General features: G+C 50.1%; 23 protein-coding genes. 18 read left to right on the top strand and 5 right to left on the bottom strand.

The genetic code is table 11. The annotated features are described in order from the left end of the window. The first annotated feature begins 196 nt into the window (after positions 1–196). The gene (gene tkt, locus ACFVU8_RS16450; RefSeq protein ID WP_379465460.1) at positions 197–2,239 is read left to right on the top strand and encodes a transketolase; all 2,043 of its coding nucleotides are present in this window, start codon (positions 197–199) and stop codon (positions 2,237–2,239) included. Positions 2,240–2,270: 31 nt separating this feature from the next. Further along, complete coding sequence (gene ppnP / locus ACFVU8_RS16445; protein ID WP_066373081.1) at positions 2,271–2,588, top strand: pyrimidine/purine nucleoside phosphorylase; 318 nt, start codon at positions 2,271–2,273, stop codon at positions 2,586–2,588. A 153-nt stretch (positions 2,589–2,741) separates the two neighbouring features. On the opposite strand, the gene ACFVU8_RS16440 is transcribed toward ppnP, so the two are convergent. Further along, on the bottom strand, positions 2,742–3,644 hold the full coding sequence (locus ACFVU8_RS16440; RefSeq protein WP_387428504.1) for an NAD(P)-dependent oxidoreductase: 903 nt from the start codon (positions 3,642–3,644) through the stop codon (positions 2,742–2,744). A gap of 271 nt (positions 3,645–3,915) precedes the next feature. On the opposite strand from ACFVU8_RS16440, the gene ACFVU8_RS16435 reads away from it, so the two are divergent. The 3 genes from ACFVU8_RS16435 to ACFVU8_RS16425 all read left to right on the top strand — a co-directional run bounded on the left by ACFVU8_RS16435 (position 3,916) and on the right by ACFVU8_RS16425 (position 6,616). Next, positions 3,916–5,271, top strand: a complete 1,356-nt coding sequence (locus ACFVU8_RS16435) for a glucose-6-phosphate isomerase (RefSeq protein WP_066373089.1) — start codon at positions 3,916–3,918, stop codon at positions 5,269–5,271. Between the two features lie 127 nt (positions 5,272–5,398). Further along, complete coding sequence (locus ACFVU8_RS16430) at positions 5,399–6,031, top strand: YigZ family protein (RefSeq protein WP_379201122.1); 633 nt, start codon at positions 5,399–5,401, stop codon at positions 6,029–6,031. A gap of 3 nt (positions 6,032–6,034) precedes the next feature. Then, positions 6,035–6,616, top strand: a complete 582-nt coding sequence (locus ACFVU8_RS16425; RefSeq protein WP_066373094.1) for a TetR/AcrR family transcriptional regulator — start codon at positions 6,035–6,037, stop codon at positions 6,614–6,616. 141 nt (positions 6,617–6,757) lie between these two features. On the opposite strand, the gene ACFVU8_RS16420 is transcribed toward ACFVU8_RS16425, so the two are convergent. Then, a complete protein-coding gene (locus ACFVU8_RS16420) occupies positions 6,758–7,159 on the bottom strand; it encodes a secondary thiamine-phosphate synthase enzyme YjbQ (RefSeq protein WP_387428501.1) in 402 nt (133 codons plus the stop codon). 241 nt (positions 7,160–7,400) lie between these two features. On the opposite strand from ACFVU8_RS16420, the gene cysT reads away from it, so the two are divergent. From cysT to ACFVU8_RS16395, 5 genes are all read left to right on the top strand, one after another. Beyond that, a complete protein-coding gene (gene cysT, locus ACFVU8_RS16415) occupies positions 7,401–8,219 on the top strand; it encodes a sulfate ABC transporter permease subunit CysT (protein WP_379465457.1) in 819 nt (272 codons plus the stop codon). Then, positions 8,216–9,013 (top strand): sulfate ABC transporter permease subunit, encoded by a 798-nt coding sequence (locus ACFVU8_RS16410; RefSeq protein WP_379465456.1) that lies wholly within the window; start codon positions 8,216–8,218, stop codon positions 9,011–9,013. Before cysT ends, ACFVU8_RS16410 begins: the two co-directional genes overlap by 4 nt. Position 9,014: 1 nt before the next feature. After that, positions 9,015–10,079 carry a sulfate/molybdate ABC transporter ATP-binding protein gene (locus tag ACFVU8_RS16405; RefSeq protein ID WP_387428498.1) on the top strand — a complete coding sequence of 355 codons (1,065 nt, stop codon included), beginning with the start codon at positions 9,015–9,017 and terminating at the stop codon, positions 10,077–10,079. Between the two features lie 516 nt (positions 10,080–10,595). Beyond that, positions 10,596–11,672: a sulfate ABC transporter substrate-binding protein gene (locus ACFVU8_RS16400; protein WP_387428496.1), complete on the top strand. Its 1,077-nt coding sequence runs from the start codon at positions 10,596–10,598 to the stop codon at positions 11,670–11,672. A 360-nt stretch (positions 11,673–12,032) separates the two neighbouring features. Further along, entirely contained in the window at positions 12,033–12,815 is a 783-nt protein-coding gene (locus ACFVU8_RS16395; protein ID WP_387428493.1) for an MBL fold metallo-hydrolase, read from the top strand. A gap of 1,277 nt (positions 12,816–14,092) precedes the next feature. Here the strand turns inward: ACFVU8_RS16395 and ACFVU8_RS16390 are convergent. Together ACFVU8_RS16390 and ACFVU8_RS16385 are read right to left on the bottom strand one after the other, a co-directional pair. Next, complete coding sequence (locus ACFVU8_RS16390; RefSeq protein ID WP_387428490.1) at positions 14,093–14,863, bottom strand: SDR family NAD(P)-dependent oxidoreductase; 771 nt, start codon at positions 14,861–14,863, stop codon at positions 14,093–14,095. Positions 14,864–14,884: 21 nt separating this feature from the next. After that, complete coding sequence (locus tag ACFVU8_RS16385) at positions 14,885–15,340, bottom strand: S-ribosylhomocysteine lyase (protein ID WP_387428488.1); 456 nt, start codon at positions 15,338–15,340, stop codon at positions 14,885–14,887. Between the two features lie 248 nt (positions 15,341–15,588). On the opposite strand from ACFVU8_RS16385, the gene ACFVU8_RS16380 reads away from it, so the two are divergent. The 8 genes from ACFVU8_RS16380 to ACFVU8_RS16345 all read left to right on the top strand — a co-directional run bounded on the left by ACFVU8_RS16380 (position 15,589) and on the right by ACFVU8_RS16345 (position 23,872). Beyond that, positions 15,589–16,437 carry a MetQ/NlpA family ABC transporter substrate-binding protein gene (locus ACFVU8_RS16380; RefSeq protein ID WP_379465451.1) on the top strand — a complete coding sequence of 283 codons (849 nt, stop codon included), beginning with the start codon at positions 15,589–15,591 and terminating at the stop codon, positions 16,435–16,437. Positions 16,438–16,548: 111 nt separating this feature from the next. Then, entirely contained in the window at positions 16,549–17,763 is a 1,215-nt protein-coding gene (locus tag ACFVU8_RS16375; RefSeq protein WP_387428485.1) for an aminotransferase class I/II-fold pyridoxal phosphate-dependent enzyme, read from the top strand. Further along, on the top strand, positions 17,756–18,778 hold the full coding sequence (locus tag ACFVU8_RS16370) for a methionine ABC transporter ATP-binding protein (protein WP_175370661.1): 1,023 nt from the start codon (positions 17,756–17,758) through the stop codon (positions 18,776–18,778). The genes ACFVU8_RS16375 and ACFVU8_RS16370 overlap by 8 nt, the downstream gene beginning before the upstream one ends. Beyond that, positions 18,775–19,431: a methionine ABC transporter permease gene (locus tag ACFVU8_RS16365; protein ID WP_379201096.1), complete on the top strand. Its 657-nt coding sequence runs from the start codon at positions 18,775–18,777 to the stop codon at positions 19,429–19,431. The genes ACFVU8_RS16370 and ACFVU8_RS16365 overlap by 4 nt, the downstream gene beginning before the upstream one ends. A 20-nt stretch (positions 19,432–19,451) precedes the next feature. Then, on the top strand, positions 19,452–20,579 hold the full coding sequence (locus tag ACFVU8_RS16360; protein ID WP_387428482.1) for an iron-containing alcohol dehydrogenase family protein: 1,128 nt from the start codon (positions 19,452–19,454) through the stop codon (positions 20,577–20,579). Then, positions 20,576–21,289 (top strand): 5'-methylthioadenosine/adenosylhomocysteine nucleosidase, encoded by a 714-nt coding sequence (locus ACFVU8_RS16355; RefSeq protein WP_387428479.1) that lies wholly within the window; start codon positions 20,576–20,578, stop codon positions 21,287–21,289. The genes ACFVU8_RS16360 and ACFVU8_RS16355 overlap by 4 nt, the downstream gene beginning before the upstream one ends. 195 nt (positions 21,290–21,484) lie before the next feature. Continuing rightward, positions 21,485–22,066, top strand: a complete 582-nt coding sequence (locus tag ACFVU8_RS16350) for a GNAT family N-acetyltransferase (protein WP_387428477.1) — start codon at positions 21,485–21,487, stop codon at positions 22,064–22,066. Positions 22,067–22,087: 21 nt separating this feature from the next. Next, positions 22,088–23,872, top strand: coding sequence for an ABC transporter ATP-binding protein (locus tag ACFVU8_RS16345; RefSeq protein ID WP_387428475.1), 1,785 nt, complete (start codon positions 22,088–22,090; stop codon positions 23,870–23,872). Positions 23,873–23,936: 64 nt separating this feature from the next. On the opposite strand, the gene ACFVU8_RS16340 is transcribed toward ACFVU8_RS16345, so the two are convergent. Then, positions 23,937–24,740 (bottom strand): Cof-type HAD-IIB family hydrolase, encoded by an 804-nt coding sequence (locus ACFVU8_RS16340; protein ID WP_387428472.1) that lies wholly within the window; start codon positions 24,738–24,740, stop codon positions 23,937–23,939. Positions 24,741–24,810: the final 70 nt, after the last annotated feature.

Here is a 24,810-nt window from a genome sequence, read left to right as displayed (position 1 = left end):
ATGGATATTTCGGTAAAATTCTGTTTGAGTAATTCCATCTTACTGTATAATCCGGCGTTGTAAAACAAACTTTAGTCTTAAACAAATACTGGACCTGAGACCAGTGCGCACAAAAAGAAATGGTAATGCTTCTACACTAGTGATACAATAAGAGTCAAAATGACATTCTTGAGATTTCAGAGGAGGACAATTTAAAATGAGTGATTCCACACAAGCTATCCAGAAGGAAGAGAACTCCACTATCGACAATCTGGCGATCACAACGATCCGTACCCTGTCCATTGATGCAATTGAAAAAGCAAATTCCGGACATCCAGGTATGCCGATGGGTTCCGCACCGATGGGCTATCAATTGTTTGCAAAAACAATGAATCATAACCCGGAACATCCGACTTGGGTGAACCGTGACCGTTTTGTATTGTCCGCAGGACATGGCTCAATGCTGCTTTACAGCCTCTTGCACCTCAGTGGCTATGATCTGCCTATGGAAGAATTGAAGCAATTCCGCCAATGGGGCAGCTTGACACCAGGACACCCTGAGTTCGGCCACACTGCTGGCGTTGACGCTACAACAGGCCCACTCGGACAAGGTATCGGTATGGCTGTAGGGATGGCACTGGCTGAAGCCCAACTGGGTGCTACTTATAATAAAGACCAACATAAAATTGTCGACCACTTTACCTATGCAATCTGTGGTGACGGCGACTTGATGGAAGGGATTTCTTCCGAATCCGCTTCCCTCGCTGGACATTTGAAGCTGGGCAAGCTGGTAGTACTGTACGATTCCAATGACATCTCCCTCGACGGCAAGCTGAACCTGGCGTTCTCTGAGAACGTAGCTCAGCGTTTTGAAGCTTATGGCTGGCAAGTGCTGCGTGTAGAAGACGGTAACGATCTTCCTGCTCTGGAACAAGCGATTGCTGAAGCACAAGCTGAACTGAACAAACCAACATTGATCGAAGTAAAAACCGTTATCGGTTACGGTAGCCCGAACAAGCAAGGTAAAGGCGGCCATGGTGGTACACACGGTTCTCCGCTGGGTGCAGAAGAAGCGAAGCTGACCAAGGAATTCTACAAATGGGTATACGAAGAAGATTTCTATGTGCCGGATGAAGTTCGTGCGCGTTTTGCAGAAGTGAAAGATAAGGGTATTGCTGCTAACAAAGCATGGGACGAGCAGTTCGCAGCTTACAAAAAAGCTTATCCTGAACTGGCTGCCCAGTTCGAAACCGCTCTGAATGGTGAGCTTCCAGAAGGCTGGGATGCTAATCTTCCGTTCTACACAACAGAAGATAAAGCCGTGTCCACACGCGTGGCTTCCGGTAGTGCACTGAACGGTCTGGCTCCAAGCGTACCACAACTGGTTGGTGGTTCTGCAGACCTTGAGAGCTCCACAATGACTCACCTGAAAGACCTGCCGGTCTTTACATCTGAATCTTATGAAGGCCGCAATATCTATTTCGGCGTTCGTGAATTCGGTATGGCAGCAGCGATGAACGGGATTGCACTGCACAGCGGTCTGAAAGTATTCGGCGGTACGTTCTTCGTATTCACTGACTACTTGCGTCCGGCAGTTCGTCTGGCTTCCATCATGAAGCTGCCTGTAACTTATGTTCTGACTCACGACAGTATCGCTGTTGGTGAAGATGGTCCTACTCACGAGCCGATCGAACAATTGGCTTCCCTGCGTATCATTCCAGGTCTTACTGTGATTCGTCCGGCAGATGCCAACGAAACTTCGGCAGCTTGGGCGTATGCGCTCGAGAACAAGGACAACCCGGTAGCGCTGGTGCTGACTCGTCAAAACTTGCCGATCCTGGCTGGTACTGTGGAAGGCGTGCGCGAGAACATCAAACGCGGTGGATACGTTGTTTCCGATGCGAAGAATGGCACACCGCAAGCACAAATCATTGCGACGGGTTCCGAAGTTCAACTGGCTGTGAAAGCACAAGCTGCTTTGGCTGAAGAAGGTATTGATGTTCGTGTCATCAGCTTGCCAAGCTGGGATCTGTTCGAAAAACAAGATAAAGCTTACCGTGATTCCGTGATCCTGCCGGGAGTTAAAGCCCGTCTGGCGATTGAAATGGCACAAACCTTCGGATGGGAACGTTACACTGGAGATCAAGGCGATATCCTGGGTATCACAACCTTCGGTGCTTCCGCGCCTGGCGATACTGTAATCAAAGAGTATGGTTTCACCGTGGAAAATGTAGTTAGCCGCGTAAAAGCTTTGCTGTAAGCTATTGCAACTTATAGGGGGAGAACAGGACATGAGCGAGTTTAAGAATGCGACGATTGTCAAGGCAGCCAATGTGTATTATGGAGGGCAAGTAACCAGCCGTACGGTTCATTTGGAAAATGGAACCAAGGTGACACTTGGCATCATGCTTCCGGGTGTATACGAGTTCGGTACAGACGGTCCTGAGATTATGGAGATTCTGTCCGGCGACCTGAAGGTGCTGCTTCCCGGTGCAGAGGCATGGCAGGAGATTAAAGGAGCGGAGACTTTCCACGTTCCTGGTAACTCCAAATTTGCGCTGGAAGTGTTCGGCGTAACGGATTATATCTGTTCTTACCCAGAGTTGTAATTTGTAAAATAGATATTCTTGAAGGAGCTCCGCTTGTGCGGGGCTCCTTTTCTAATCGGTTACAACAAAAAGACTGCTTTTCTCGGACCCGCTGGTCGGGAAAAGCAGTCTTTTGTTCAATGCAGCGAATCCTTCGGCTGCAACTACGCTGTATTATTGTTCCGGCTTTTCTTCGCCGATCTTCTGACCAATCCAGGACTCGTAAGTTTTTACTACGGCAGAGAGATCTTCCTCGCCGAAGCCCTGGGTATAACCGGCTTGGAACAGGCTTTTGGCGAGACCCAGCATCGGCGTAGGGACGCCTGTGGCATCGCTGAGCGAAGAGGCGAGCTTCAGGTCCTTGAGCATCAGGACCAGTGAGAACTGGTTACTGAAGTCATTCTCGATGATCTTGCGGCCTTTGAGCTCAGCCTGCTTACTGCCTGCTGAACCAAGCTGCACCAGTTCCAGGAACTTGTCCGCGGGAACGCCTGATTTTACGGCGATGGAGAAGCCTTCGGCAAGCGCAACGTTATGGATACCCACCATGGTGTTGTGGGCCAGCTTGGCGACGGCGCCGCGGCCGTTGCCGCCCATGTGCAGCAGCTTTTTGCCCATGGTATCGAAGAGGGCACGGTTCGCCTCAATGACTTCGGCGCTGCCGCCGACCATGAATACCAGCGTGCCATCCACGGCTGCAGGCTTGCTACCAGTTACTGGTGCGTCGAGGAATTGGCTACCGCGCGCTTCCACGGCTGCTGCAATCTCTTGTACCAGTCCAGGGGAGATTGTACTGGAATCAATCACAACTGTTCCGGGCTTCAGCGTTCCGAGGATACCCTCTTCTCCGTAATATACTTCACGGATGGAATCATCGTTGCTGATCATGGTAATAATAACATCCTTGCCTTCTGCTGCTGCACGCGGTGTTGCTGCCTCCTGAGCGCCTTCTTCTACAAGTGGAGTGCACTTGGAAGCTGTACGGTTATAAACGGTGACCTGAAATCCACCGCGAAGCAGGTTGGAGGCCATAGGCGCCCCCATCGTTCCGAGTCCGATAAAGCCGATAGTTGTCATTACTTTCACACCTTCGCTATTGGATTTCTGTTGAATTCGACAAGATTTGTGGAGTGCTTTTCTCCATTTTAGCACGCGCTTTGTACAGGTTCCACAGGTAGCGGTACACTTCACCCTGAGGTAGCGTTTTCAGTTTTATTCAAAAACATCGTTCTAAAGCCCGGGTTGTGTCCTAAGACCTTGCCAGCCTAGGAAAATTAAAGTATCCTATTATAAAGTTGTAACAAACGGTGTCAAATTTAAAGAGACAAACAGGAGGTTACCATTACACATGTCTAAAAAGATTAATTTTGACTACAGCAAAGCACTTACTTTTATCGGACAGAATGAAATTGACAACTTCGCAGCTCCAGTAAAACTAGCTCACGAGCAGCTACATAACAAGAGCGGAGTAGGTTCCGACTACCTGGGCTGGATCGATCTGCCAACAGCATACGATAAGGAAGAATTTGCCCGCATTCAGCAGGCTGCCAAGAAGATCCAAAGTGATTCCGAAGTACTTATCGTAATCGGCATCGGCGGTTCTTACCTGGGCGCACGCGCAGCAATCGAGGCACTTTCCCATTCCTTCTACAATAACCTTTCCAAGGATAAACGCAAGACACCGGAAGTTTATTTTGCCGGTAACAACATCAGCTCCACTTACATTACGCACCTGCTTGATCTCGTAGAAGGCAAAGACTTCTCCGTGAACGTAATCTCCAAATCCGGTACGACTACTGAGCCGGCTATCGCTTTCCGCATTTTCCGTGCAGAGCTGGAGAAGAAATACGGTAAGGAAGAAGCTCGCAAGCGCATCTACGCTACTACAGACAAGGAGAAGGGCGCACTCAAGAAGCTGGCTAATGAAGAAGGCTATGAGTCGTTCATCATTCCAGACGATGTAGGCGGACGTTATTCCGTTCTAACACCTGTAGGTCTATTGCCAATTGCTGTTGCAGGCATTAATATCGAAGAAATGATGCAAGGCGCAGCGGCTGCCGCTGATGAGTTCAACAACCCGGACGTGGCAACGAACCAAAGTTATCAATACGCTGCTGTACGTAACGCTTTGTACCGTAAAGGCAAAACAACGGAAATCCTCGTCAACTACGAGCCTTCCCTGCACTTTGTCTCCGAATGGTGGAAACAGCTGTACGGCGAGAGCGAAGGTAAGGACTTCAAGGGGATTTATCCTTCTTCCGTTGATTTCTCAACAGATCTTCACTCCATGGGTCAATTCATTCAGGAGGGTAACCGTAACATCTTCGAAACGGTCATCCAAGTGGAGCAAGTGGCTCATCACGTAACGATCGAGAATGATCCGGATGATCTGGATGGTCTGAACTTCCTGACTGGCAAAACGATGGATTTTGTCAACAAGAAGGCATTCCAAGGAACGATGCTGGCGCACACAGACGGACAAGTGCCGAACCTGATCGTTACCATTCCGGACCAAACGCCGTATACTTTCGGATACCTGGTTTATTTCTTTGAAAAAGCCTGCGGGATCAGCGGATACCTGCTGGGCGTCAATCCTTTTGACCAACCGGGCGTTGAAGCTTACAAGAAGAACATGTTCGCGCTGCTGGGCAAACCGGGTTACGAGAAGGAAAAGGCTGAGCTGGAAGCCAGACTTACCGAGTAACATCGGCTACACCGTAGCAACCCTCATACTAGCGTAACTCACACTGGAGCAGTCCATAGGTATCATTACCGCGGGACTGCTCCTCATATATATTTAGCTATTATTTGCGTATAAGGACTGGGCAATCATGTTGGAACAATACCGGACGGTACGCGCTCCTGGGTCGCAGGAGATCGTTATCCGTAAGTCACGCTTTATCGGCCATGTTATGCCGGTGGAGAATGAAGAAGAAGCGGTGCAATTTATCGAAGACATCAAGAAGCAGCATTGGAACGCCACACATAACTGCTCTGCTTTTATGATTGGTGAGAGGGACGAGATCCAGAGGCAGTCTGACGACGGGGAGCCTAGCGGAACAGCAGGTAAACCGATTTTGGAGGTAATCCGCAGCCAAGGGGTTAAAAATGTCGCAATTGTTGTCACCCGTTATTTCGGAGGCATCATGCTGGGAGCTGGAGGGCTGATCCGGGCTTACGCGGATGGCGCAGCAATCGCGCTTGAAGCTGGAGAGGTCATCACTCGTGTACTGAGGCGGGAGGTATTCGTGGAACTGGATTACACCTGGCTGGGCAAGGTTGAGAACGAGCTCCGGGGCAGAGGTATTCAGACCGGCGAGACTTCATTCACCGACAAAGTGACACTGACCTGTCTGCCACGCAATGATGAGGGCGATGCATTTATGGCATGGATAACAGATCTTACCCAAGGCCAAGCCTTGGTAACGGAAGGGCGGCGGCTTTACTACAACGAAGGGGAATAGACGATGGCAAGAAGAGCAGTAGAGCAAGAGTTGTCGAGGGAAAGGATACTGGAGGCAGCCAGGCATTTGTTTATTACCAAAGGATACCGGGCGATTTCCATGCGCAGCATAGGGCAGCACTTGGGGTATAGCCATGGCTCCCTCTATTATCACTTCAAGGAAAAGGCGGAGTTGTTCTACGCCATTGTTGTCGAGGATTTCAATTATGTGGCTGCACTGCTGAGCCAGGCCATGAATAATCCCCCGGAAGAAGGTATGACACGGGTGGAGCAGCTAATTATGGAGTTTATCCGGTTTGGACTGGATCATCCTTATCAATACGAGATCATGTTCATGATCCGTGATGAAGAGTTGCTGGCCTATTGCAGAGCAGAGCAGGGACGATGTTATGACTTATTCGCAAGTATTGTACGCCGTCATATGAAGGAAGAAGGATTTGTACATGGGGACTGGCAGAGTATGCCATTGACCTTATTTTTATCCGCACACGGATTTATTTCTTACTATATTCAAGATAAAGTATCTTTTGAGGACGTCAAAGCAGAAGCAGTCTCCCATATCAAGGTATTATGCCGCAATCTGTAGAGCTTGCTTTTTTTTTAAGTTTTCGCTTTAAAGCATTGCATTGGTATAACATCACTTCTCTGCTTGATGAAAGTATTGTAGGAGCTATCTTTTTTAAAGAGGGCCGCTTCACGGTAGCAGCCGTTAGCGGCCCTCTTGTTTTTATCCCTCAACAATTTTTAGATAATACTCTCTGTGTCTGGGCCCGTCAAATTCGCAAAAATAAATCCCTTGCCAACGTCCTAATAGTAGCTCGCCATTATGGATGATGATGCTCTGTGAAGGTCCTGCGGTAATGGATTTCAGATGGGAAGCTGTATTCCCCTCAGCATGGCGATATTTCGGATGCTTCCATGGATAGATCTCATCCAGCTGCATTAGCACATCATGTTTTACATCAGGATCGGCATTCTCGTTAATGGCAATTCCCGCTGTGGTGTGTGGACAATAGACAACAAGAATTCCATTCTGAACACCGCTTTTTTTAACGTAAGATACCACCTCGCGGGTAATATCCCGCAGTTCATCACGCTTGCTCGTAGATAGCTGGATCGTATTCAGCATGCTACATTCTCCTCTCTGAATCAACAAACCTGAACAGCATGAAACGCTAGAAGCAACCCTTTTTCAAGGGGAAATGGTTTTCATTACATATTTTACCCTAAAACGTCTGGAAAGTAATTGACGGTAGTTAGTCGCTTTTGGTAAAGTAGTGTTTATATTAAACCGAGTATATTAATAGGAATAATGCTGTGTGTAAAGGCAAGTATACCGACCGGTAAGCCGGAGGTGGGGGGACTAATCGTTGAATTCGCTGCTTAGACACAAAGGATGGACATGGGGGTTCCGCACCACGATCCTGCTGTATTTTGTAGTCTTGATTGTACTGCCGATTCTTGGGGTGTATTATAGCTCCTTCTCGCTGGGTTTTGGTAATTTCGCCGAAAGCCTCAGTGACCCGATTGCCTGGAAATCGGTACTGCTGACGTTAAAGCTGGCTGTTATCGCTGCACTCATTAATGTACTGGTGGGGACGATGATTGCCTGGGTGCTGATCCGCTACAAGTTTCCCGGCAAGGCCTTGTTGAACAGTCTGGTGGATTTACCGTTTGCCCTGCCTACGGCGGTAGGGGGATTAATGATTCTGTTGTTGCTCGGACCCGGTAGTCTGATCGGCGGAATTGCAGAGAAGCTGGGCTTCGAGATTGTCTTCCACCAGCCGGCCATCGTTATTGCGATGGTGTTCGTTACGTTTCCTTTTGTAATCCGTGCGGTGCAGCCGTTACTGGAGGAACTGGATCCTTCCGAAGAAGAAGCTGCATATACCATGGGTGCCAAGGGCGTTAGGGTGTTCCGTCAGGTGATTCTGCCGTCTATGGCTCCCGGAATAATTGGCGGCGGTATGCTGGCTTTCTCAAGGGCGCTGGCGGAGTTTGGGGCGGTCGTGCTCGTAGCTGGCAATATCCCAGGCCGTACACTGGTTTCCTCTGTTTTTATCTACGGTGAAGTGGAGAGTGACAATCCTGTAGGCGCCTCAGCCGTATCCATCATCCTCCTAACCTTATCTTTCCTCATCCTATGGCTGATCAATATGGTGCAGATGCGGGGGAGAAGATCATCATGAGAAAACTCTGGATTGGATTAACGTATCTGGTGTTCTTTCTGCTCATTGCTGCGCCACTGGGTAAAATGACCGCGGGTGCCTTCAGCCAGGGGCCTGCTGGGTTATGGAATGCCTTGGTCCGGCCAGAAGCGCTGCATGCGCTGATGATGACCGGATTTGTCGTGGTCGTGGTAACGCTGCTGAACACGCTGTTCGGAATTATGCTGGCTCTTTATCTCGTCCGGGCACGCTGGATTGGACGGCGACTGAAAGGCTTGCTGAACAGTATTGTCGATCTGCCGTATGCGGTCTCGCCGGTGATTGGCGGCTTGATGATTGTGCTGCTTCTCGGACCGGACAGTGCGCTGGGCGCGCTGTTTGAAGGGATCGGGCTGAAAATTGTGTACGCTTTTCCCGGCATGGTCATTGCCACACTCTTCGTGACGTTCCCCTTGATGGTGCGCGAGATTATGCCTGTGCTGCAGGAGATCGGCTCTCAGCAGGAGGAAGCGGCTTCGACGCTTGGTGCTTATGGCTGGACGACCTTCTGGCGGGTGACCTGGCCTTCGATCCGCTGGGCGGTGGTGTACGGTGTCATCTTGACGGTCGCCCGCTCACTGGGCGAGTTCGGGGCGGTGCTGGTCGTCTCAGGCAATATCATGAATAAAACGCAAACGGCCACTACGCTTGTATATCAGGATGTCGAGAATTTTAATGTGACCGCTGCGGGCGGTGTAGCGCTTGTACTGGCGGCTTTTTCCGTAGGTCTGCTGCTGTTGATGGAATGGACCAAGAGAAGAAAGGGAGTGCATTGATATGCATGTCGAAGTCCGGGGATTAAATAAGCATTTTGGAGATTTTCATGCCGTCAAGGATGTGGAATTTGGGATTACCAAGGGACATCTGATCGGTCTGCTCGGCCCAAGCGGCGGCGGCAAAACCTCGATCCTGCGCATGCTGGCAGGGCTGGAGTCACCGGATAGCGGAGAGATTATTTTTCATGGTCAGACTGTCAACAACCTCCCTCCTCAGGAACGCGGCATTGGCTTTGTCTTCCAGAACTATGCCCTGTTCAAGCATATGACCGTATTTGAGAATATTGCCTTTGGTCTGAAGGTGAAAAAAGCAAGCAAGTCAGCTATTCGCGACCGGGTAACCGAGCTTGTCGAGTTGACGGGCCTGAAGGGTTTTGAAAAACGCTACCCGCACCAGTTGTCAGGTGGGCAGCGTCAGCGTGTGGCGTTCGCCCGGGCGCTTGCGCCGGAGCCACAACTGCTGCTGCTCGATGAGCCGTTTGCGGCGATTGATGCGAAGATCCGCCAGGAGCTGCGCTCATGGCTGCGCGAGCTGATAGAACGTGTAGGTATCACCTCCATCTTCGTTACTCATGATCAGGATGAAGCGATTGAAGTAGCGGACGAGATCATGATCATTAACCAGGGGCGTCTGGAGCAGAAGGGGACCCCGTGGGATATTTATAAAGAGCCGAAGACACCGTTCGTTGCGACATTCATCGGCGAATCAACACTGATCGATGATGCTTCCGAGCTGAAAGGTTTTAACAATGCTGGCGGAGGTAAGCCGACCAAAGCGCTAATCCGTCCGGAGTACATCGAGGTGGGCAGCCTGAATGAATTTAGAGTTGCCTCCGCTACGGAGCAGGGCATCGTGAAGCATCTGCATTTCCGCGGCAGCGAATGGCTGATAGAGATCGAGGTGAACGGCCACAAGCTCGTGACTTATCGTTCCCTGGAGAAGGAGACCCTGCAGATAGGGCAGGAAATATCCGTGCTGGTGCACCGCGCTTACCTGTTCAATGAGGATCATAGCTGGATTCAGGAGAACAACCTGAAGGATGACCCGATGCCGGTATATATTTAATTTATTTTATTTTATCTAATCCAGTTCAATCATAATTCAATTCAAGCTAGGCTATTTTCTTTTAAAGCATGATAAAGGTGCTGTTATAAAAGGTTGTACGAAGATGAGGCGTGTGGAGTGAGAGGTATTTCTTAAATAACTGGAAAAACTCCTGTTAAGTTAAGCTTTTTCATCGATTTCGAGGAAAAGCGTCGAAATAACAGGAGGAATTCCCGTTAATCTCGGAATAATGGCATTGCGGGTGAAAATAACGGGAGAAATTCCAGCTAAGCTCGTAATAGTAGCGATGCGGGTGGGATAACAGGAGAAATTCCAGTTAATCTCGTAATAGTAACGATGCGTGTGGGATAACAGGAGAAGTTTCAGTTAATCGCACCATAGTAGCGGTGCGAGTGGAATAACGGCAGGGAATCCCGTTAATTCCCATGATTATGTTTGCTCACTCACGTGATCAGCAAGCGGACTTGAGCCGAAGAAACACAATCATCTATCTATTTCAAAGGGATGTGGGCCGCAATGAAGCCTCTCAAAAGGAGCAGACAACTGCACGGATGGCTCGCCGCTCTAATGCTGGTTGTGCTTGTACTAACGGCAACCGGCTGCGGGAGCGGAGGGAAGGATAGTAATGCGGCTGACGCGCCCTCACGCAAGGGCGACCTTACGCTGGTAGTCGGTGCCTACAGCGTGGTCAAGGATGCCATGGAAGAAATATTGCCAAGCTTCGCCGCCAAATGGAAAGCGGATACGGGGCAGACTCTCGAATTCCAGCAATCCTATGAGGCATCCGGAACTCAGGCCCGTGCCATCGCCGGAGGGTTCGAGGCGGATGTGACGCTACTGGCGATGGAGGGGGACGTCGACAAGTTGGTTAAGGCTGGACTGGTACAGCCGAACTGGAAAAGCAAGGGCGGCGAGGACGGGATGGTTACCCGCTCGGTGGTAGCCCTGGGCACACGGGAAGGTAACCCGAAGGGCATTCACAGTTTTGCGGATCTGGCGAAGCCGGGGATTAAGGTGCTCTACCCCAATCCCAAGACATCCGGCGGCGCCCAGTGGGATATCAACGCCATCTATGGGGCGGGCCTGAAGCTGTCTGAGGAACAGGAAGGGGTTAAGGACCCCGTGGCTGCTAAGGCTTTTCTGGAGCGGGTACATGCCAATGTGGAGTCGCTGGACAAAAGCGGCCGGGCATCGATGGCCGCCTTCGAATATGGTGTCGGCGATGTGATCGTCACCTATGAGAACGAGCTGCTCGCCCGGATCGCCAAAGGGGTCAAATATGAGGTGATTATCCCACAGGATACCATTCTCATTGAGAACCCGCTGGCGGTTGTGGACAAATACGCAGAGAAGCATGGTACCCGCGAGGCCGCGGATGCGCTTGTGGCATACCTGCTGACTCCGCAGGCACAGGAAATCTTTGCGAAGCATGGCTTCCGTCCCGTCAATAAACAGGTATATGCTGCGAACGAAAGCCATTACCCCATCCCGACCGGTTTGTTCGACATCCAGTACCTGGGCGGCTGGGACGAGGTGCGCAGCACGCTTTATTCTAAGCGTGGTATCTGGTATCAGGTGCTAGCCGGAATTTAAGCTCGGCTATTGGGTTAGCAGAGTAAAGAAATCAGATAACAAGAGTAACGGAAGTCCAAGCCTTCACCGTAGTGACGACCGAGCCTTACGTTCGTAACTTGAGCTCATGTTAAATAGAAGGAACAGAAAATAGATGAGAAGTGTGGTCGTTCGTAAGGCAAAGCGCCTTGTGGGCGACTTTTTGTATTATCAGATTAGCTAGAATCTTCTGATTGGCTCTTTTTCTGGACTTCTTACGATGGGGGAGTCTGTCTCGTGGCCATGTACTAAGTGGGTCCTTGGCTTCGTGCAATGATGCTCCAACTTGTTTTATAATGGGCATACAAGACTTCGTTATATGGACAGAAGGAGAGATAACTGATGGATACATTGGTGTTTTTGGGTACGGGCGATGCAATGGGAGTTCCGCGTGTTTACTGCGGCTGTGAGACTTGCTCGGAGTCGAGAACAGGTGGGCTGAACGCCCGGCTTCGCTCCTCCGTACTGATTGATAACGGCGGCGACGGGCTGGTGATTGATTGCGGTCCGGATTGGCGGCGGCAGATGGAAGAACAGGGAATTCGCCATATGCGCCGCTTGCTGGTGACACATGCTCATTTTGACCATATCGGCGGACTTCCCGAATGGGCGGACGCTTGCCGCTGGATGGGGTATAGAGGTCAGCTCTATGCGCCGGCAGAGGTTATTCCGGTGATTCAGCGTCAGTATCCATGGCTTCAGAATCAACTGGATATGATTCCTTGTAATGAAGGTATCAATTTGGACGGTTGGGAGATAGAGACATGGAGAGTTTGCCATGGCAAAAATGGCTACTCCTATGCTTACAGACTGGAGAAAGAAGGGTATGCGTGGGTTTATTGTCCAGACTCCATTTCGCTGGGAGAGGAAGAGACCCGGCGTATGCATGACGCTGATCTGCTGGTACTGGGGACAAGCTTCTATTATGAAGCAGCCGAGTTGTCCACTCGTTCTGTCTATGATATGACGGAGGCCGCGGAACTGCTGAAGGAAGTAAAGCCCCACAGGGCGATTTACACCCACATGTCCCATGATGTTGACTTGCGGAAGGATTATATTCTACCGGAGCATGTCACGCTGGCGCGGACGGGGATGAGGGTTCCGCTGGGAAGCGCGGCAGAGTAAGTATAAGAGGAGAGTAGGTATGGGAGTAGAGCAGGCGTGGGAGGAGCAGGTATAGAAATAGAGCAAGTATGAGAGTGAGCGGGTATGGGAGTAGAGCAGGTATAGAAAGCAGGACAGGTATGGGAGTAGAGCAGGTGTAGGAGTAGAGCAGGTGTAGGAGTAGAGCAGGTATAGGAGTAGAGCGGGTATAGGAGTAGAGCGGGTATAGGAGTAGAGTAAGTATGAGAGTAGAACAGGTATGGGAGTAGGGCAGGTATAGAAAGCAGGACAGGTATGGGAGTAGGGCAGGTATAGAAAGCAGGACAGGTATGGGAGTAGAGCAGATATAGGAGTAGAGCAGGTGTAGGAGTAGAGTAGGTATAGGAGTAGAGCGGGTATAGGAAGTAGTGCATGTATAGCAGGTATAGTATGTGCAGCGAATATAGCAGGAAATACAATAAGTGCAAGAGGTGCAAGTGGAGAGCAAGTATGTCAGTAGAGAAGTATAGTAAACATGATAAGTAGGGGTAGTTGAGCAATCAGAGTGTGGAAAATCAAGTGATCAGAAACACATATAGCAGCATTTATCATTTAGCAGTACCAGCAGTCCAGCGCTACCAGCGTATCTACTATATAAGCCGAACAAAAGAAATGAATAAAAAGCGAAAATGAGCGAACGGGGAAGTTTAGAACTTTAGGGACAAAACGTTCTTCTGGAAGCTTTTCATAGGACAGCTAGCACGGAAGATAGACTGTCGACAGATTTCAACCACTAGAAGCGGTAAATTGCCCCTCACCAGTTATCTTAATAGTGCAAAAGAGGGGCCACCTCTCCAACTAAGAGCATTTTTGTACCTTATTTTTCTTTAATATAGGCTAATTAGGTAAATAAGGGCATTTTAGTATCTTATTTTTCGAAAAAGCAAGCTGAACGGGTGATTCTGGAAGATTTAAGGTACAATATTGCACTTAATCTCCAATAACCCTTATCTGCAAAGGATTTAAGGTACAAAAATGCCGTTAATTACACTTCGACCCTTCTTATATAAGTTCTCTTTATTCTTATACAAGCTCTCTTTTTCTTGGCTATGTTTGTTTTTAAATGCGTTCTATACAGCTAATTCATAGAATTAAAAAGGAGCACAGTCATGGGGTTGAACCCCCAGCTACTGTGCTCCTTTTATTGTATAACCGCTAACCGCTAACCGCTAACCGCTAACCGCTAACCGCTAACCGCTAACCGCTAACCGCTAACCGCTAACCGCTAACCGCTGATATCTTCTAACCTAAGTGGTCTGCTAATGCATGGTCATGCCGCCGGTTACGTTGATGGCTTGCCCAGTCATGTACGAAGAGAACGGACTGGCCAGGAACAGGACCACGTTCGCCACATCCTCCGGTTCGGCGGTCCGGCCTAGCGGAACCTGTGAGCGGTCTTCCGCCAGAATATCTTCTGGCGTCATCCCGCGGAGCTGTGCGCCCTCGATTCGTTCACGGCGCTTCATATCCGTCTCCACAATTCCCGGGCAGACGGCGTTCACCAGAATTTGCTCACTGGCGAGTTCGATCGCCATCACCTTGGTGAATCCCAGCACCGCGTGCTTGGAGGCCACGTAGTTCCCCATGCAGCGATAACCGTTTTTCCCCGCCTGTGAAGCGATATTGATAATTCGACCGCCGCCGCCTTGACGCAGCATCTGTCTGGCTCCCGCCTGGGAGACCAGATACACGCCTTTGGCATTGATATCCATAACCTTATCCCAGTCGGCTTCCTTGATGTCCACGGCATAGTCCATGGTAGACGTGCCGCTGTTGTTCACCAGAAAGTCGATTCGGCCGAAAGCCTGAACGGCTCCTTCAATGAGCCTGGTGGCATCCTCAGCCACTGTGACATCAATACGGAGATGAACCAGCCGCTCATGGATCTGCTCGTAATCTGCCTTGCAGGCGATGTCGCCAATGACGACATTGGCCCCGGCCTCCAGGAACAGATCCACAATGCCCTTGCCGATCCCGGTTAGGCCGCCGGTAACGATCAGTATTTTGCCGGTAAAATCAATGCTCAGCATGCTGCACAGTTCCCTTCTGTCTTAGGCTCTGAATGGATCGTCGCTGATGCCGGCATCAAGTACGATACGGGCGTACTCTTTAGCGCTGAACAAGGAGTGATCCTTGTAATTACCACATTCCAGAGCGGAGACTGCAGGGACATGCTCGGTTTCGAGAACCTTGTGCAATACCTTGGTAAGTGCCGCTGCCACATCGGCAGGGTTGTGCTCGTTCCAGATAATAAGATAGAAGCCGGTTCTGCAACCCATTGGGGAAATATCGATAATGCCTTCCAGCTCATCGCGGAGGTAAGTTGCGAGCAAGTGCTCCAGTGTGTGTACTGCTGCCGTTGGCAGGGCATCCTCGTTCGGCTGAAGGAAGCGCAAATCATACTTTTGAATGGTGCTACCCTTCTCATTAGTTTCAGTGCCTGCAATTCTTACATAAGGTGCTTTCACCTTGGTGTGATCTAGTTGGAAACTTTCTACTTCTGCCATAATTATATCTCTTCCTTTCGGGACTTTTCATTCCAAACTATCACAACCCGAAAGGGATGTAAATAGTTAGGTCTTCCAAAGCGGATTATTCATAGTACATTATACGGATTATGTTTGTAAATGTGTTGACATGTATATTAATGCATTGTAACATATGAAACAACTTAAATCTGATGCAATTACTTGGTATTATTCAAGCTAGTCTTGCGTTGGGAAAGAGCATCATGTCAAAGGGGAGAAACATCATAATGAAGAAAAAATGGATTCATTCTGCACTAATCATCGTCGCTGCCGCACTTTTTATTGCAGGATGCGGTAACAACAAGGAAGCTGCCGGTTCAGGGGATGCTTCTAGCCAGGACAAGAAAACGCTGCGAATTAGCTTCAATCCGGGGCCTTACAGCGATCAGTTCAAAAATGGAGTAGCACCCTATCTGGAGAAGAAAGGGTATCAAATAACATATAAAGAATTTACCGATGGCATTCAGCCGAACGTGGCTGTGGCTAATGGTGAGATTGACGCGAATGTATTCCAGCATTCTCTGTATCTGCAATCTATCAATGTGAGAGAAAAGATTGATCTGATAGGCGCTGTACAGGTGCCAACGCCACCTATGGGGCTCTATTCCAAGAAGCATAAAAGTCTGGACGAGGTGAGCGATGGCGATCAGGTCAATTTGCCGAATGAGCCGGTTAATATGCTACGTGCGCTCAATGTCCTGAAGGATATTGGCTGGATCACACTGAAGGATAATATCGATCCGCTGCAAACTTCTCTCTCGGACATCACTTCTAACCCGCACAACCTGAAGTTCATAGCCACCGAGCCGGCACAGGGGCCGCGCGCGCTGGAGGACGTCGATTATGCTGCTATTCAGGGGAATTTTGCTGTATCCAACAATATTAAGCTGACAACGGCGCTGCAACTGGAGAACATGACGGACCCATTCACCAACATTGTAGCGATTGACAGCAAGAACAAGGACGCACAGTTCGTTAAGGATATTGTTGAGGGATACCATTCGGACGAGTTCCAGAAATACATCAAGTCGAACCCGGTCTATGAGGGTTACAAGCTGCCTAGTTACTTTAAATAATAACTGATCCGGTCTGCCATTCCTTTACGGAGAAGTGGCAGACCCTCCTGTTTGTTGGGCGGACAGAATGACGATTACCTAAACCGAACTTTGCTAAAGAGGTGTAAAACAATGGACTTCAGACCTTCCAATGTAGTCAGTGAATTACCTGATAATTATTTCAGCGCGATTAACGACAAGATTGCCTTATACCGCAGCAAGGGGATTGACGTTATTGATCTGGCAAGTGGGAGTCCAGACCAGCCGACCCCGCAGCATATTATCGAAGCCCTGAAAGAAGCGGTCGAGGAGCCGCTGAATCAGGGATATCCGCCTTTTTACGGGAAAGGAAGCGCACGGGAGGCGGTAGCTGCCTTTTATAAGCGGGAATACAATGTTGAGCTTGATCCGGAGACGGAGGTGGCTGTGTTCAACGGTTCGGCGATTGGTGTGGTAGGCATTCCGCAAAGTCTTCTGAATCCCGGCGATCTGTTGCTGACAACGGATCCTGCATACCCGCCTTATTTCGCTGCGGCGATTCTGGCAAGAGCACAAGTTCAGACGATACCCGTCTACGAAGAGGATGGTTTTCTTCCCCGTTACGAGAGTGTTCCTGAAGAGATTGCCCGGAAGGTGAAGCTGTTGATGCTGAACTATCCTAACAATCCGACAGGTGCTGTTGCTACGGAAGAATTTTTTGAGCAGACGCTGGCGTTTGCTGCAAAGCACAAGTTTCCGGTGCTGAATGACTTTGCCTACGGTGCCTTTGGCTTCGATGGTCACAAGCCGCTGAGCTTCCTTCAGCAGTCTGGGGGCAAAGATTACGGCGTGGAGTTGTACACGGCTTCCAAGACATATAACATGGCAGGTTGGCGCTTTGGCTTCGCGGTCGGGAATGCATCGGTCATCGGAGCGCTCAAGCACTATCATACTCAGGCTTACAGTACAATTTTCGGGGCGGTGCAGGATGCTGCTGCAGCTGCGCTACTTGGCCCGCAAGAGGCTGTACAGCAGCTCGGGGTCTTATATGAACAGCGGCGTGACTTTTTGGTGAAACGACTGCGGGAAATCGGCTGGGCCGTTACAGCGCCTAAGGGCTCGTTTTTCTCGTGGTTCAAAGTGCCAGAAGGGTACACGGCAGAATCTTTTGCGGAGCGTCTGCTGGAAGAGGCTCATGTTGCAGTGGCTCCGGGAGCGGGATTTGGCAAGCAGGGAGATCTCTATGTCAGAGTCGGCCTGGTGAACAGCGAGGAGAGGCTGAACGAAGCCATTGACCGGATTGCGGCGACAGGTATTTTCAAAGAATCGGGTATAGCAGTGCAGACAGGGGGCGTGAAGCATGATTGAGCTTAGAGATGTCCATAAATCCTTCGAGCGCAAAGGACAATCCATTCAAGCCTTGAAAGGGGTCAGTCTCCGCGCGGAAAAAGGGGATATTTACGGGGTGATCGGCTACAGCGGAGCCGGCAAAAGCACACTGATCCGTCTGGTGAATTATTTGGAACGGCCGACCAGCGGTCAGGTCTTTGTAGACGGGGAACCTCTTGACCAATACAGTCCCTCCGAGCTGCGTCAGGTGAAGAAGCGGATCGGCATGATTTTTCAACATTTTAACCTGCTGGAATCCAAGACCGTATTCGATAATATTGCTATTCCGCTGGTGCTGCTGAAGAAGGGCAAAGAGGAGATCCGTGAGCGCGTTACAGAATTGCTGAAGTTTACGGGGCTGAGCGACAAGGCTGGAAGCTACCCTAAGGAACTGTCCGGCGGGCAAAAGCAACGGGTCGGCATCGCCCGGGCACTCGCCAGCAATCCGTCCATTCTCCTGTGCGATGAAGCGACTTCGGCACTGGACCCGCAGACGACAAGCTCCATTCTGGAGTTGCTGAAACGGATCAATGAGGAATACAACATCACGATCATGATCATTACTCATGAGATGGGGGTCATCCAGCAGATCTGCAACAAGGTAGCCGTGATGGAGCAGGGACTGATCATCGAGCAGGGCAACGTGCTGGAGGTCTTCGGTAATCCCCGTCATGCTACTACGCAGAGCTTCGTACAAACAGTGATTCACAACAGTGTGCCGCAAAGTGTAATCCATACACTCAAAGCAGAAAGCGGACGGCGGCTGTTCAGGCTCAAATTCGTTGGTGGTGCGGCATCCGAGCCTGTCATCAACAATTTGATTCGCAATCATGAGGTCAATGTGAATATACTATTTGCCAATATGACGGAAATTCAGAATACAACGCTGGGGACGATGATTTTGCAGATGAATGGGGATAACGGCACAATTGATCAGGCTGCATCCTATCTGCTAAGTCAGGGTGTTGAGATTACGGAGGTGGATAAAGTATGAATACGGTGATTACGGCAGATCAGCTTTTCGGTGCCTTGAGGGAAACGGTCGTTATGGTGGGTTTCTCCTTGTTCTTCGGCGCCTTGCTTGGGATTCCGCTTGGTATTGTACTGGTGATTACACGGCCCGGAGGCGTTCTGGAAAATAAATTTGTTTTCTCGGTACTGAATCCGGTGATCAATATTGTGCGTTCTCTTCCGTTCATTATATTGCTAGTCGCCATTATTCCGTTTACACGCTGGGTCGTACATACTTCCATTGGTACTAGTGCGGCTATTGTGCCGCTGATCGTCTATATTGCCCCGTACATCGCACGGTTGGTGGAGAATTCTCTGCTTGAAGTCAGTCCGGGCATTCTGGAGGCGGCGGAGGCTATGGGAGCAACGACTTTCCAGGTAATCTGGCACTTTCTGCTGCCGGAGGCGTTTGGGTCGCTGATTCTAACCATGACAACGGCTACGATCGGTTTGATTGGGGCTACGGCCATGGCGGGTACGGTTGGTGGAGGCGGCATCGGTGATTTGGCCATTTCCTACGGGTATCAACGGTTTGATACGTTTGTCATGATCGTTACGGTAGTTATCCTGATTATTTTCGTGCAGGGCATTCAGTCTCTTGGCAACGTGCTGGCTCGTAAGGCTCGGCGTAACTAATGAGCAGGGCGGACGAAGGATTGAAGCCGGAAATTGTAGTACGGGCTGCACCGCAAGAATTCATTTGCAGACCGGGTTCTTGGGGGAGCTTAGAGCAGCACTTGGGCCGAAGAGGCATTCGTACAGTATTGATTGTGCATGGCCGGGATTCATGGAGTGCGGCGCAGCCCTTTCTGCCAGAGCTGAAGGCGACGGAGGTCCACTTGTACGCGTACAGCGGGGAATGCACCTATCCGGAGCGCGACGGAATTGTGGCTGAAGCTGCAGGACATGGAGTACAAGCCATTATTGGCGTAGGTGGCGGTAAAATAAGCGATCTTGTCAAAAGCGCAGCTGCGGCGTTGCGGCTTCCCGCGATTATATTGCCCACACTGGCCTCGACCTGTGCGGCATGGTCGTCCCTGAGCGTCATGTATGACGATCAGGGACGCTTTGTGAGTATGGATGTATTTCCATACAGCAATGCGCTGGTTCTGCTTGATCCGCAGGTCATTGCGCAGTCGCCACCGGAGCTGCTGATCGCTGGTATTGGAGATACCCTGGCCAAATGGTACGAAGCCGATGTTATCATTCGGGGCATGATTTCCCCTCCGGTAGAGGTGGAACTGGCTTGGTACACAGCACGAAAATGCAAGGAGCATCTGCTGAAACACAGCGAAGCTGCTCTGGAAGCCCTGCGAACAGGATATGCCAATGAGGATCTGACACGGATTGTCGAGACTATTATTATGGTTGCTGGCCTTGTGGGCGGTTTTGGCGAGGATTACGGCCGCACAGCGGGTGCCCATTCCATTCATGATGCTCTAACGGCGATACCGGAAGCTCATGGGCAATTGCACGGGAATAAAGTGGCTTACGGAGTGCTTGTGCAGCTTGCGCTAGAGGATAACCGGACGGAGATAGATTTTCTTTTACCATTCTATGAGCAGTTGGGTCTGCCCGCCTGTCTTCGGGACATGGGACTAGGACATCTGGAGCGTGAGGATTGGCTAAAGATCGGGGAACGGGCAACGGTGCAGGAGGCCTCGATTCATAGAATGCCAGGTCACATCGGAGCAGAAGAAGTAGCAGATGCAATAGCGCAGCTTGAGATCTATACAACAGATTACAGAGTGAAATCCAACATGGAGAAGGCGGGAATGACATGAGTATCGCAATTATCGGGGCGATGGAAGAAGAAGTGGCATTGATTAAATCACATTTGGAGGATATTCAGCAGTTGGTAGTGGCCAAAAGCAATTTCTTCACCGGACGGCTTAAGGGGAAGGATATTGTGCTGGTGCAATCAGGGATCGGCAAGGCCAATGCGGCAATGACCACCACCATTTTATTGGAACGGTTTCAGGTCGAGCTGATTATCAACATCGGTGCTGCAGGTGCACTGGACCCGGGTCTCCAGATCGGCGATGTAGTGATTGCCGAGGAAATTACCTACAGTGATGTGGATGCTACTGTTTTTAATTATGTCTACGGACAGGTTCCGCAGATGCCGGCTTCGTATCCGGTGGATAAGCAATGGGTGGCCTTGGCGCTGGAAGGAGCTGCCCTCATTCATAGTAAGCGGAGCGTCGTGACGGGACTTGTGACCACAGAGGATTCTTTCATCGGACATTCGGAGCTTGCTGTCTCCATCCGAGCACGGTTCCCGGAGTCCAAGGCATCGGACATGGAAGGCGCGGCCATAGCCCAAACCGCTTATCAATTTGGGGTTCCCTTCTTTTCGGTTCGCGGGATCTCTGACAATGTGGGCGCGGGAGCTGCTGAATTGTTCACCTCCAACGTGGATCTGGCCGCGAAGAATTCTGCGGAAGTCGTCGAGGCATTTCTGACTTTGTATGAACCTGAAAGCTCTTTGTAGTATAAAATATGCCTGTATAAAACGTTGCCGTTCCACCCAGGGAAATGCTCCTGGCGTGTGAGCGGTTTTTTTATGTCCCAAATATATACAAAATTAGTAGTATTCTCGGGAGTGAATTCCCGTTATAATCGATGTACCTGCGTGAGAAGGTTTACATATTTAGTATTAAAATCAATTGAAATGGAGGATTACATAATGCCAGAATCACAAGCCCCAATCTTGCTTGATTTTCCCGAAAGCTTTGAGACAGAACGTCTGCTGATCCGTGCTCCATTGTGGGGGGATGGCGCCAGTATGCATGAAGCACTTGTGGAAAGTCAGGAGCTGCTGAAGCCTTGGATGCCGTTTGCTCAGACCTTGCAGAGTCTGGAGGAATCGGAGAAGTTCACGCGTGAAGCACGGCTGGAATTTCTGAAGCGCACAGAATTGCACCTGCGTATTTTTGACAAAGTGTCAGGTCGGTTCATCGGCTGCACCGGTATGCATACTCTCGATTGGAACATTCGCATTTTCGAGATTGGCTATTGGATCAGAAGCAGCTGCACTGGCAAAGGGTATATGACCGAAGCAGTGAACGGGGTTACGGATTTTGCGATCCAGGAGCTGGCAGCGAATCGGATTGAGATCCGTTGCAGCGCCCATAATCTGAAAAGTGCAGCCGTAGCGGAACGCGCGGGCTATACGCTGGACGGGATTTTACGCAGCAATAGGCGGGCGATGAGCGGGGAATTACATGACAGTAAGGTGTATGCCAAGGTGCGGGGAACAGAATTTTAGAATGGAAGGAGACTTGTAGTCATGCAACAAGGGGTATTTTCCCGATTGAGTAAGTACATGCTCAGGCACAAGCTTATTTATTTCATATTAATTATAACCACCTTGATGGGTATCACCCTTGAGCTAATGATTGCCTGGTTTCTGTCGGCAGTGACAGATGCTGCTGTTCATTTCGATGTGGATAGACTGAAAAATGTAATTGGAATTGGGCTCCTTATGCTGGCTGGCATCGGGGTCAATGGTTATGCGGATGCTTATTTTAAAAACAATGTGTCAGCCAAAATCAGAAATGAACTGCGCCAAGACATGATGAAACATACGCTGAAGCTGCCGCAGTCTTATTTTGACCGCAATCATTCTGGCGACCTGCTGTCCCGGTTCACGAACGATAATCAATCCGTCGGCGAGGCCTGCGGACAGGTGATAATCGGCTTGCTGCGTAATCCGCTGCTGGCACTCGCGGCCTTCGCGTATTTGCTGTATATTCACTGGCTGCTGGCGCTGATCTGTTTTGCAATGGGGCCGCTAATGTTCCTGACGGGGAAGGTATTCGGCAAAGCAATGCGCAACAACAGCGTACAGCTACAGCAGAATATGGGCAAGACGACTTCGTTTCTAAATGACATTCTGGGCAGCAGTATGGTATTCAAGTCATTCTCTATTGAACCTCGTTTGTTTAAGCAATACCGCAAGCACAGTGAGAACATCGCTTCCGGAGAACTGAAGCGCGGCTCCATCGAAGGGGCCACGTCTGCGGTCTCCTCTCTCCTGGGGAATATGACCTTCCTGCTAGCGCTGGTCATAGCGGGGTATTTTGTAGCTAAAGGTTCGCTCGAAGTTGGAGCAATGTTGGCCTTCATCCAGCTGATGAACTATCTGGTGAACCCGTTCTCAGCTCTGCCTGGGCTGGTGGCATCCATGCAGCAATCTTTGGGTGCCGCGGGACGGATTTTTGAGGTGATGGATGTGCCGACAGAGGTGGATTCTCTTGAAGAATCAAAGCAGCAGACGGAGACTCCACAATTTCAGACCTTGAAACTATCTGATGTTACCTTTACTTATCCCGGTGCGGAGACTCAAAGTCTGAACCGAGTGAGCCTGGAGCTTATACGCGGGCAGCAAATCGCGATTGTTGGGCCAAGCGGCGGTGGGAAGTCCACACTCTTTAAGCTGCTGCTGCGCTTCTATGATGCTGACAAGGGCGAACTGTCCTTGAATGAACAGCCCATTGGGGAAATCAGCCTGTCCAGGCTGAGGAGTTATTTTGCCTATGTCCCCCAGGATTCTGGTCTATACTCGGGCACGATCCGTGATAATATTCGCAATGGCAGATTGGATGCCGGCGATGAGGAGATTGTAGAGGCATTGCGTAAGGCGAACGCCTATGACTTCGTTATGGGTTTGCCGCAAGGACTGGATTCGGAGATTGGTGAGGAAGGGGCCAGACTCTCAGGGGGACAGCGTCAGAGACTATCTATTGCTAGAGCGATTTTGAAAGATGCACCGATTCTGTTGCTGGATGAAGCTACGGCTGCGCTGGATAATGAATCTGAGAAGCTGGTGCAGCAGGCCATCCGCAAGCTCATGAACGACAAGTCGACGCTCGTCATCGCTCACCGCCTCTCAACGATTCAGCAGGCTGACCTGATTCTGGTCATGGAGAACGGTTCAATCGTGGAACACGGCAATCATGAGGAGCTGCTGTCGGCAGGTGGCAGATACCATGCGTTGTATTATTCACAGTTGGAGAGTGAAGAGGAAGAAGACCAGATGAAGGAAGCGATGCTTTCGTCAACAGGTCACTGAATGCATAAATAAAACAAAGTGCCGCACGCCGTGAAGATAACATGGCTGTGCGGCACTCTTGGTATTAATTTGCAGTCTGCAAAATAAACTTCTCGATGACATGCTTGACGCCGTCCTCGTTGTTGCTGAGGGTGATGAAATCAGCGATTTCCTTCAGTGCCGGAATGGCGTTATCCATAGCTACGCCCAGGCCTGCTGCTTCCAGCATCTCATGGTCGTTCCAGGAATCGCCGACAGCGATCGTCTCGGACAGATCGCATCCGAAATGGCCGGCCAGGAATTCCAGAGCCAGGCCCTTGGTGCCTTCATGATGCATGATTTCCAGGAAATAAGGTTTGGATTTGGTGATGTGCACGGAATCTCCCAGCAGCTCACGCAGAATTGGCGCCAGCTCATCCAGGAAATCAGGATCGTCGATGATGAGCATTTTTGGTGTTTTTTCGGGTACCAGCTTCTTCCAGTCTGGTTCGATATAGTAACGGGTATTGTTCAAAGCGGAGTAGTCGATCAGCTTCTGGTTCTCTTCACGGGCATACAGTTTATCATCAATGTAAGTTTGCAGATGCAAGTTATGCTCCACACAGTATTCGAACAGCTTGCGAACGGCATCCTGCGGAACATAACGTTCATACAATACATTTTCGTCGAGCAGGTTCTTCACGAGTGCACCCTGGTACGTAATGATCGGCACGTTAAGTCCGGTCTGGCGGGCAATGGCCTGGGCCGACGCATAAGCGCGTCCAGTAGCAAGTGTTACTACTACGCCTGAAGCAACAGCTTGTTCTAACGCTTGCTGTGTGGCCGGGGTAACTTCCTTGTCATCATTAATAAGGGTGTCGTCAATGTCGATCGCAATCAATTTGTACATGGATGGTTTCTCTCTCCTTATTTCTTTCTGGTTATAACAATCAGATCAAATGGTACTGATGCCTGGCATT

It is taken from the genome of Paenibacillus sp. NPDC058177, from assembly GCF_042883835.1.
GTDB lineage: Bacteria > Bacillota > Bacilli > Paenibacillales > Paenibacillaceae > Paenibacillus_AQ > Paenibacillus_AQ agri.
Note: the sequence above shows the minus strand (reverse complement) of the source record. Positions and strands in the feature narration are given on the sequence as shown.

What these genes read in the sequence shown, in the direction of transcription:
- ACFVU8_RS16420 (WP_387428501.1), bottom strand. Translation starts at nt 7,159, where the DNA reads ATGCTGAATACGATCCAGCTATCTACGAGCAAGCGTGATGAACTGCGG.
- ACFVU8_RS16365 (WP_379201096.1), top strand. Translation starts at nt 18,775, where the DNA reads ATGAATACGGTGATTACGGCAGATCAGCTTTTCGGTGCCTTGAGGGAA.
- ACFVU8_RS16390 (WP_387428490.1), bottom strand. Translation starts at nt 14,863, where the DNA reads ATGCTGAGCATTGATTTTACCGGCAAAATACTGATCGTTACCGGCGGC.
- ACFVU8_RS16410 (WP_379465456.1), top strand. Translation starts at nt 8,216, where the DNA reads ATGAGAAAACTCTGGATTGGATTAACGTATCTGGTGTTCTTTCTGCTC.
- ACFVU8_RS16405 (WP_387428498.1), top strand. Translation starts at nt 9,015, where the DNA reads ATGCATGTCGAAGTCCGGGGATTAAATAAGCATTTTGGAGATTTTCAT.
- ACFVU8_RS16435 (WP_066373089.1), top strand. Translation starts at nt 3,916, where the DNA reads ATGTCTAAAAAGATTAATTTTGACTACAGCAAAGCACTTACTTTTATC.
- ACFVU8_RS16340 (WP_387428472.1), bottom strand. Translation starts at nt 24,740, where the DNA reads ATGTACAAATTGATTGCGATCGACATTGACGACACCCTTATTAATGAT.
- ACFVU8_RS16385 (WP_387428488.1), bottom strand. Translation starts at nt 15,340, where the DNA reads ATGGCAGAAGTAGAAAGTTTCCAACTAGATCACACCAAGGTGAAAGCA.
- ACFVU8_RS16355 (WP_387428479.1), top strand. Translation starts at nt 20,576, where the DNA reads ATGAGTATCGCAATTATCGGGGCGATGGAAGAAGAAGTGGCATTGATT.
- ACFVU8_RS16395 (WP_387428493.1), top strand. Translation starts at nt 12,033, where the DNA reads ATGGATACATTGGTGTTTTTGGGTACGGGCGATGCAATGGGAGTTCCG.
- ppnP (WP_066373081.1), top strand. Translation starts at nt 2,271, where the DNA reads ATGAGCGAGTTTAAGAATGCGACGATTGTCAAGGCAGCCAATGTGTAT.
- ACFVU8_RS16370 (WP_175370661.1), top strand. Translation starts at nt 17,756, where the DNA reads ATGATTGAGCTTAGAGATGTCCATAAATCCTTCGAGCGCAAAGGACAA.
- ACFVU8_RS16400 (WP_387428496.1), top strand. Translation starts at nt 10,596, where the DNA reads ATGAAGCCTCTCAAAAGGAGCAGACAACTGCACGGATGGCTCGCCGCT.
- ACFVU8_RS16375 (WP_387428485.1), top strand. Translation starts at nt 16,549, where the DNA reads ATGGACTTCAGACCTTCCAATGTAGTCAGTGAATTACCTGATAATTAT.
- ACFVU8_RS16430 (WP_379201122.1), top strand. Translation starts at nt 5,399, where the DNA reads ATGTTGGAACAATACCGGACGGTACGCGCTCCTGGGTCGCAGGAGATC.
- tkt (WP_379465460.1), top strand. Translation starts at nt 197, where the DNA reads ATGAGTGATTCCACACAAGCTATCCAGAAGGAAGAGAACTCCACTATC.
- ACFVU8_RS16345 (WP_387428475.1), top strand. Translation starts at nt 22,088, where the DNA reads ATGCAACAAGGGGTATTTTCCCGATTGAGTAAGTACATGCTCAGGCAC.
- ACFVU8_RS16380 (WP_379465451.1), top strand. Translation starts at nt 15,589, where the DNA reads ATGAAGAAAAAATGGATTCATTCTGCACTAATCATCGTCGCTGCCGCA.
- ACFVU8_RS16350 (WP_387428477.1), top strand. Translation starts at nt 21,485, where the DNA reads ATGCCAGAATCACAAGCCCCAATCTTGCTTGATTTTCCCGAAAGCTTT.
- ACFVU8_RS16425 (WP_066373094.1), top strand. Translation starts at nt 6,035, where the DNA reads ATGGCAAGAAGAGCAGTAGAGCAAGAGTTGTCGAGGGAAAGGATACTG.
- ACFVU8_RS16440 (WP_387428504.1), bottom strand. Translation starts at nt 3,644, where the DNA reads ATGACAACTATCGGCTTTATCGGACTCGGAACGATGGGGGCGCCTATG.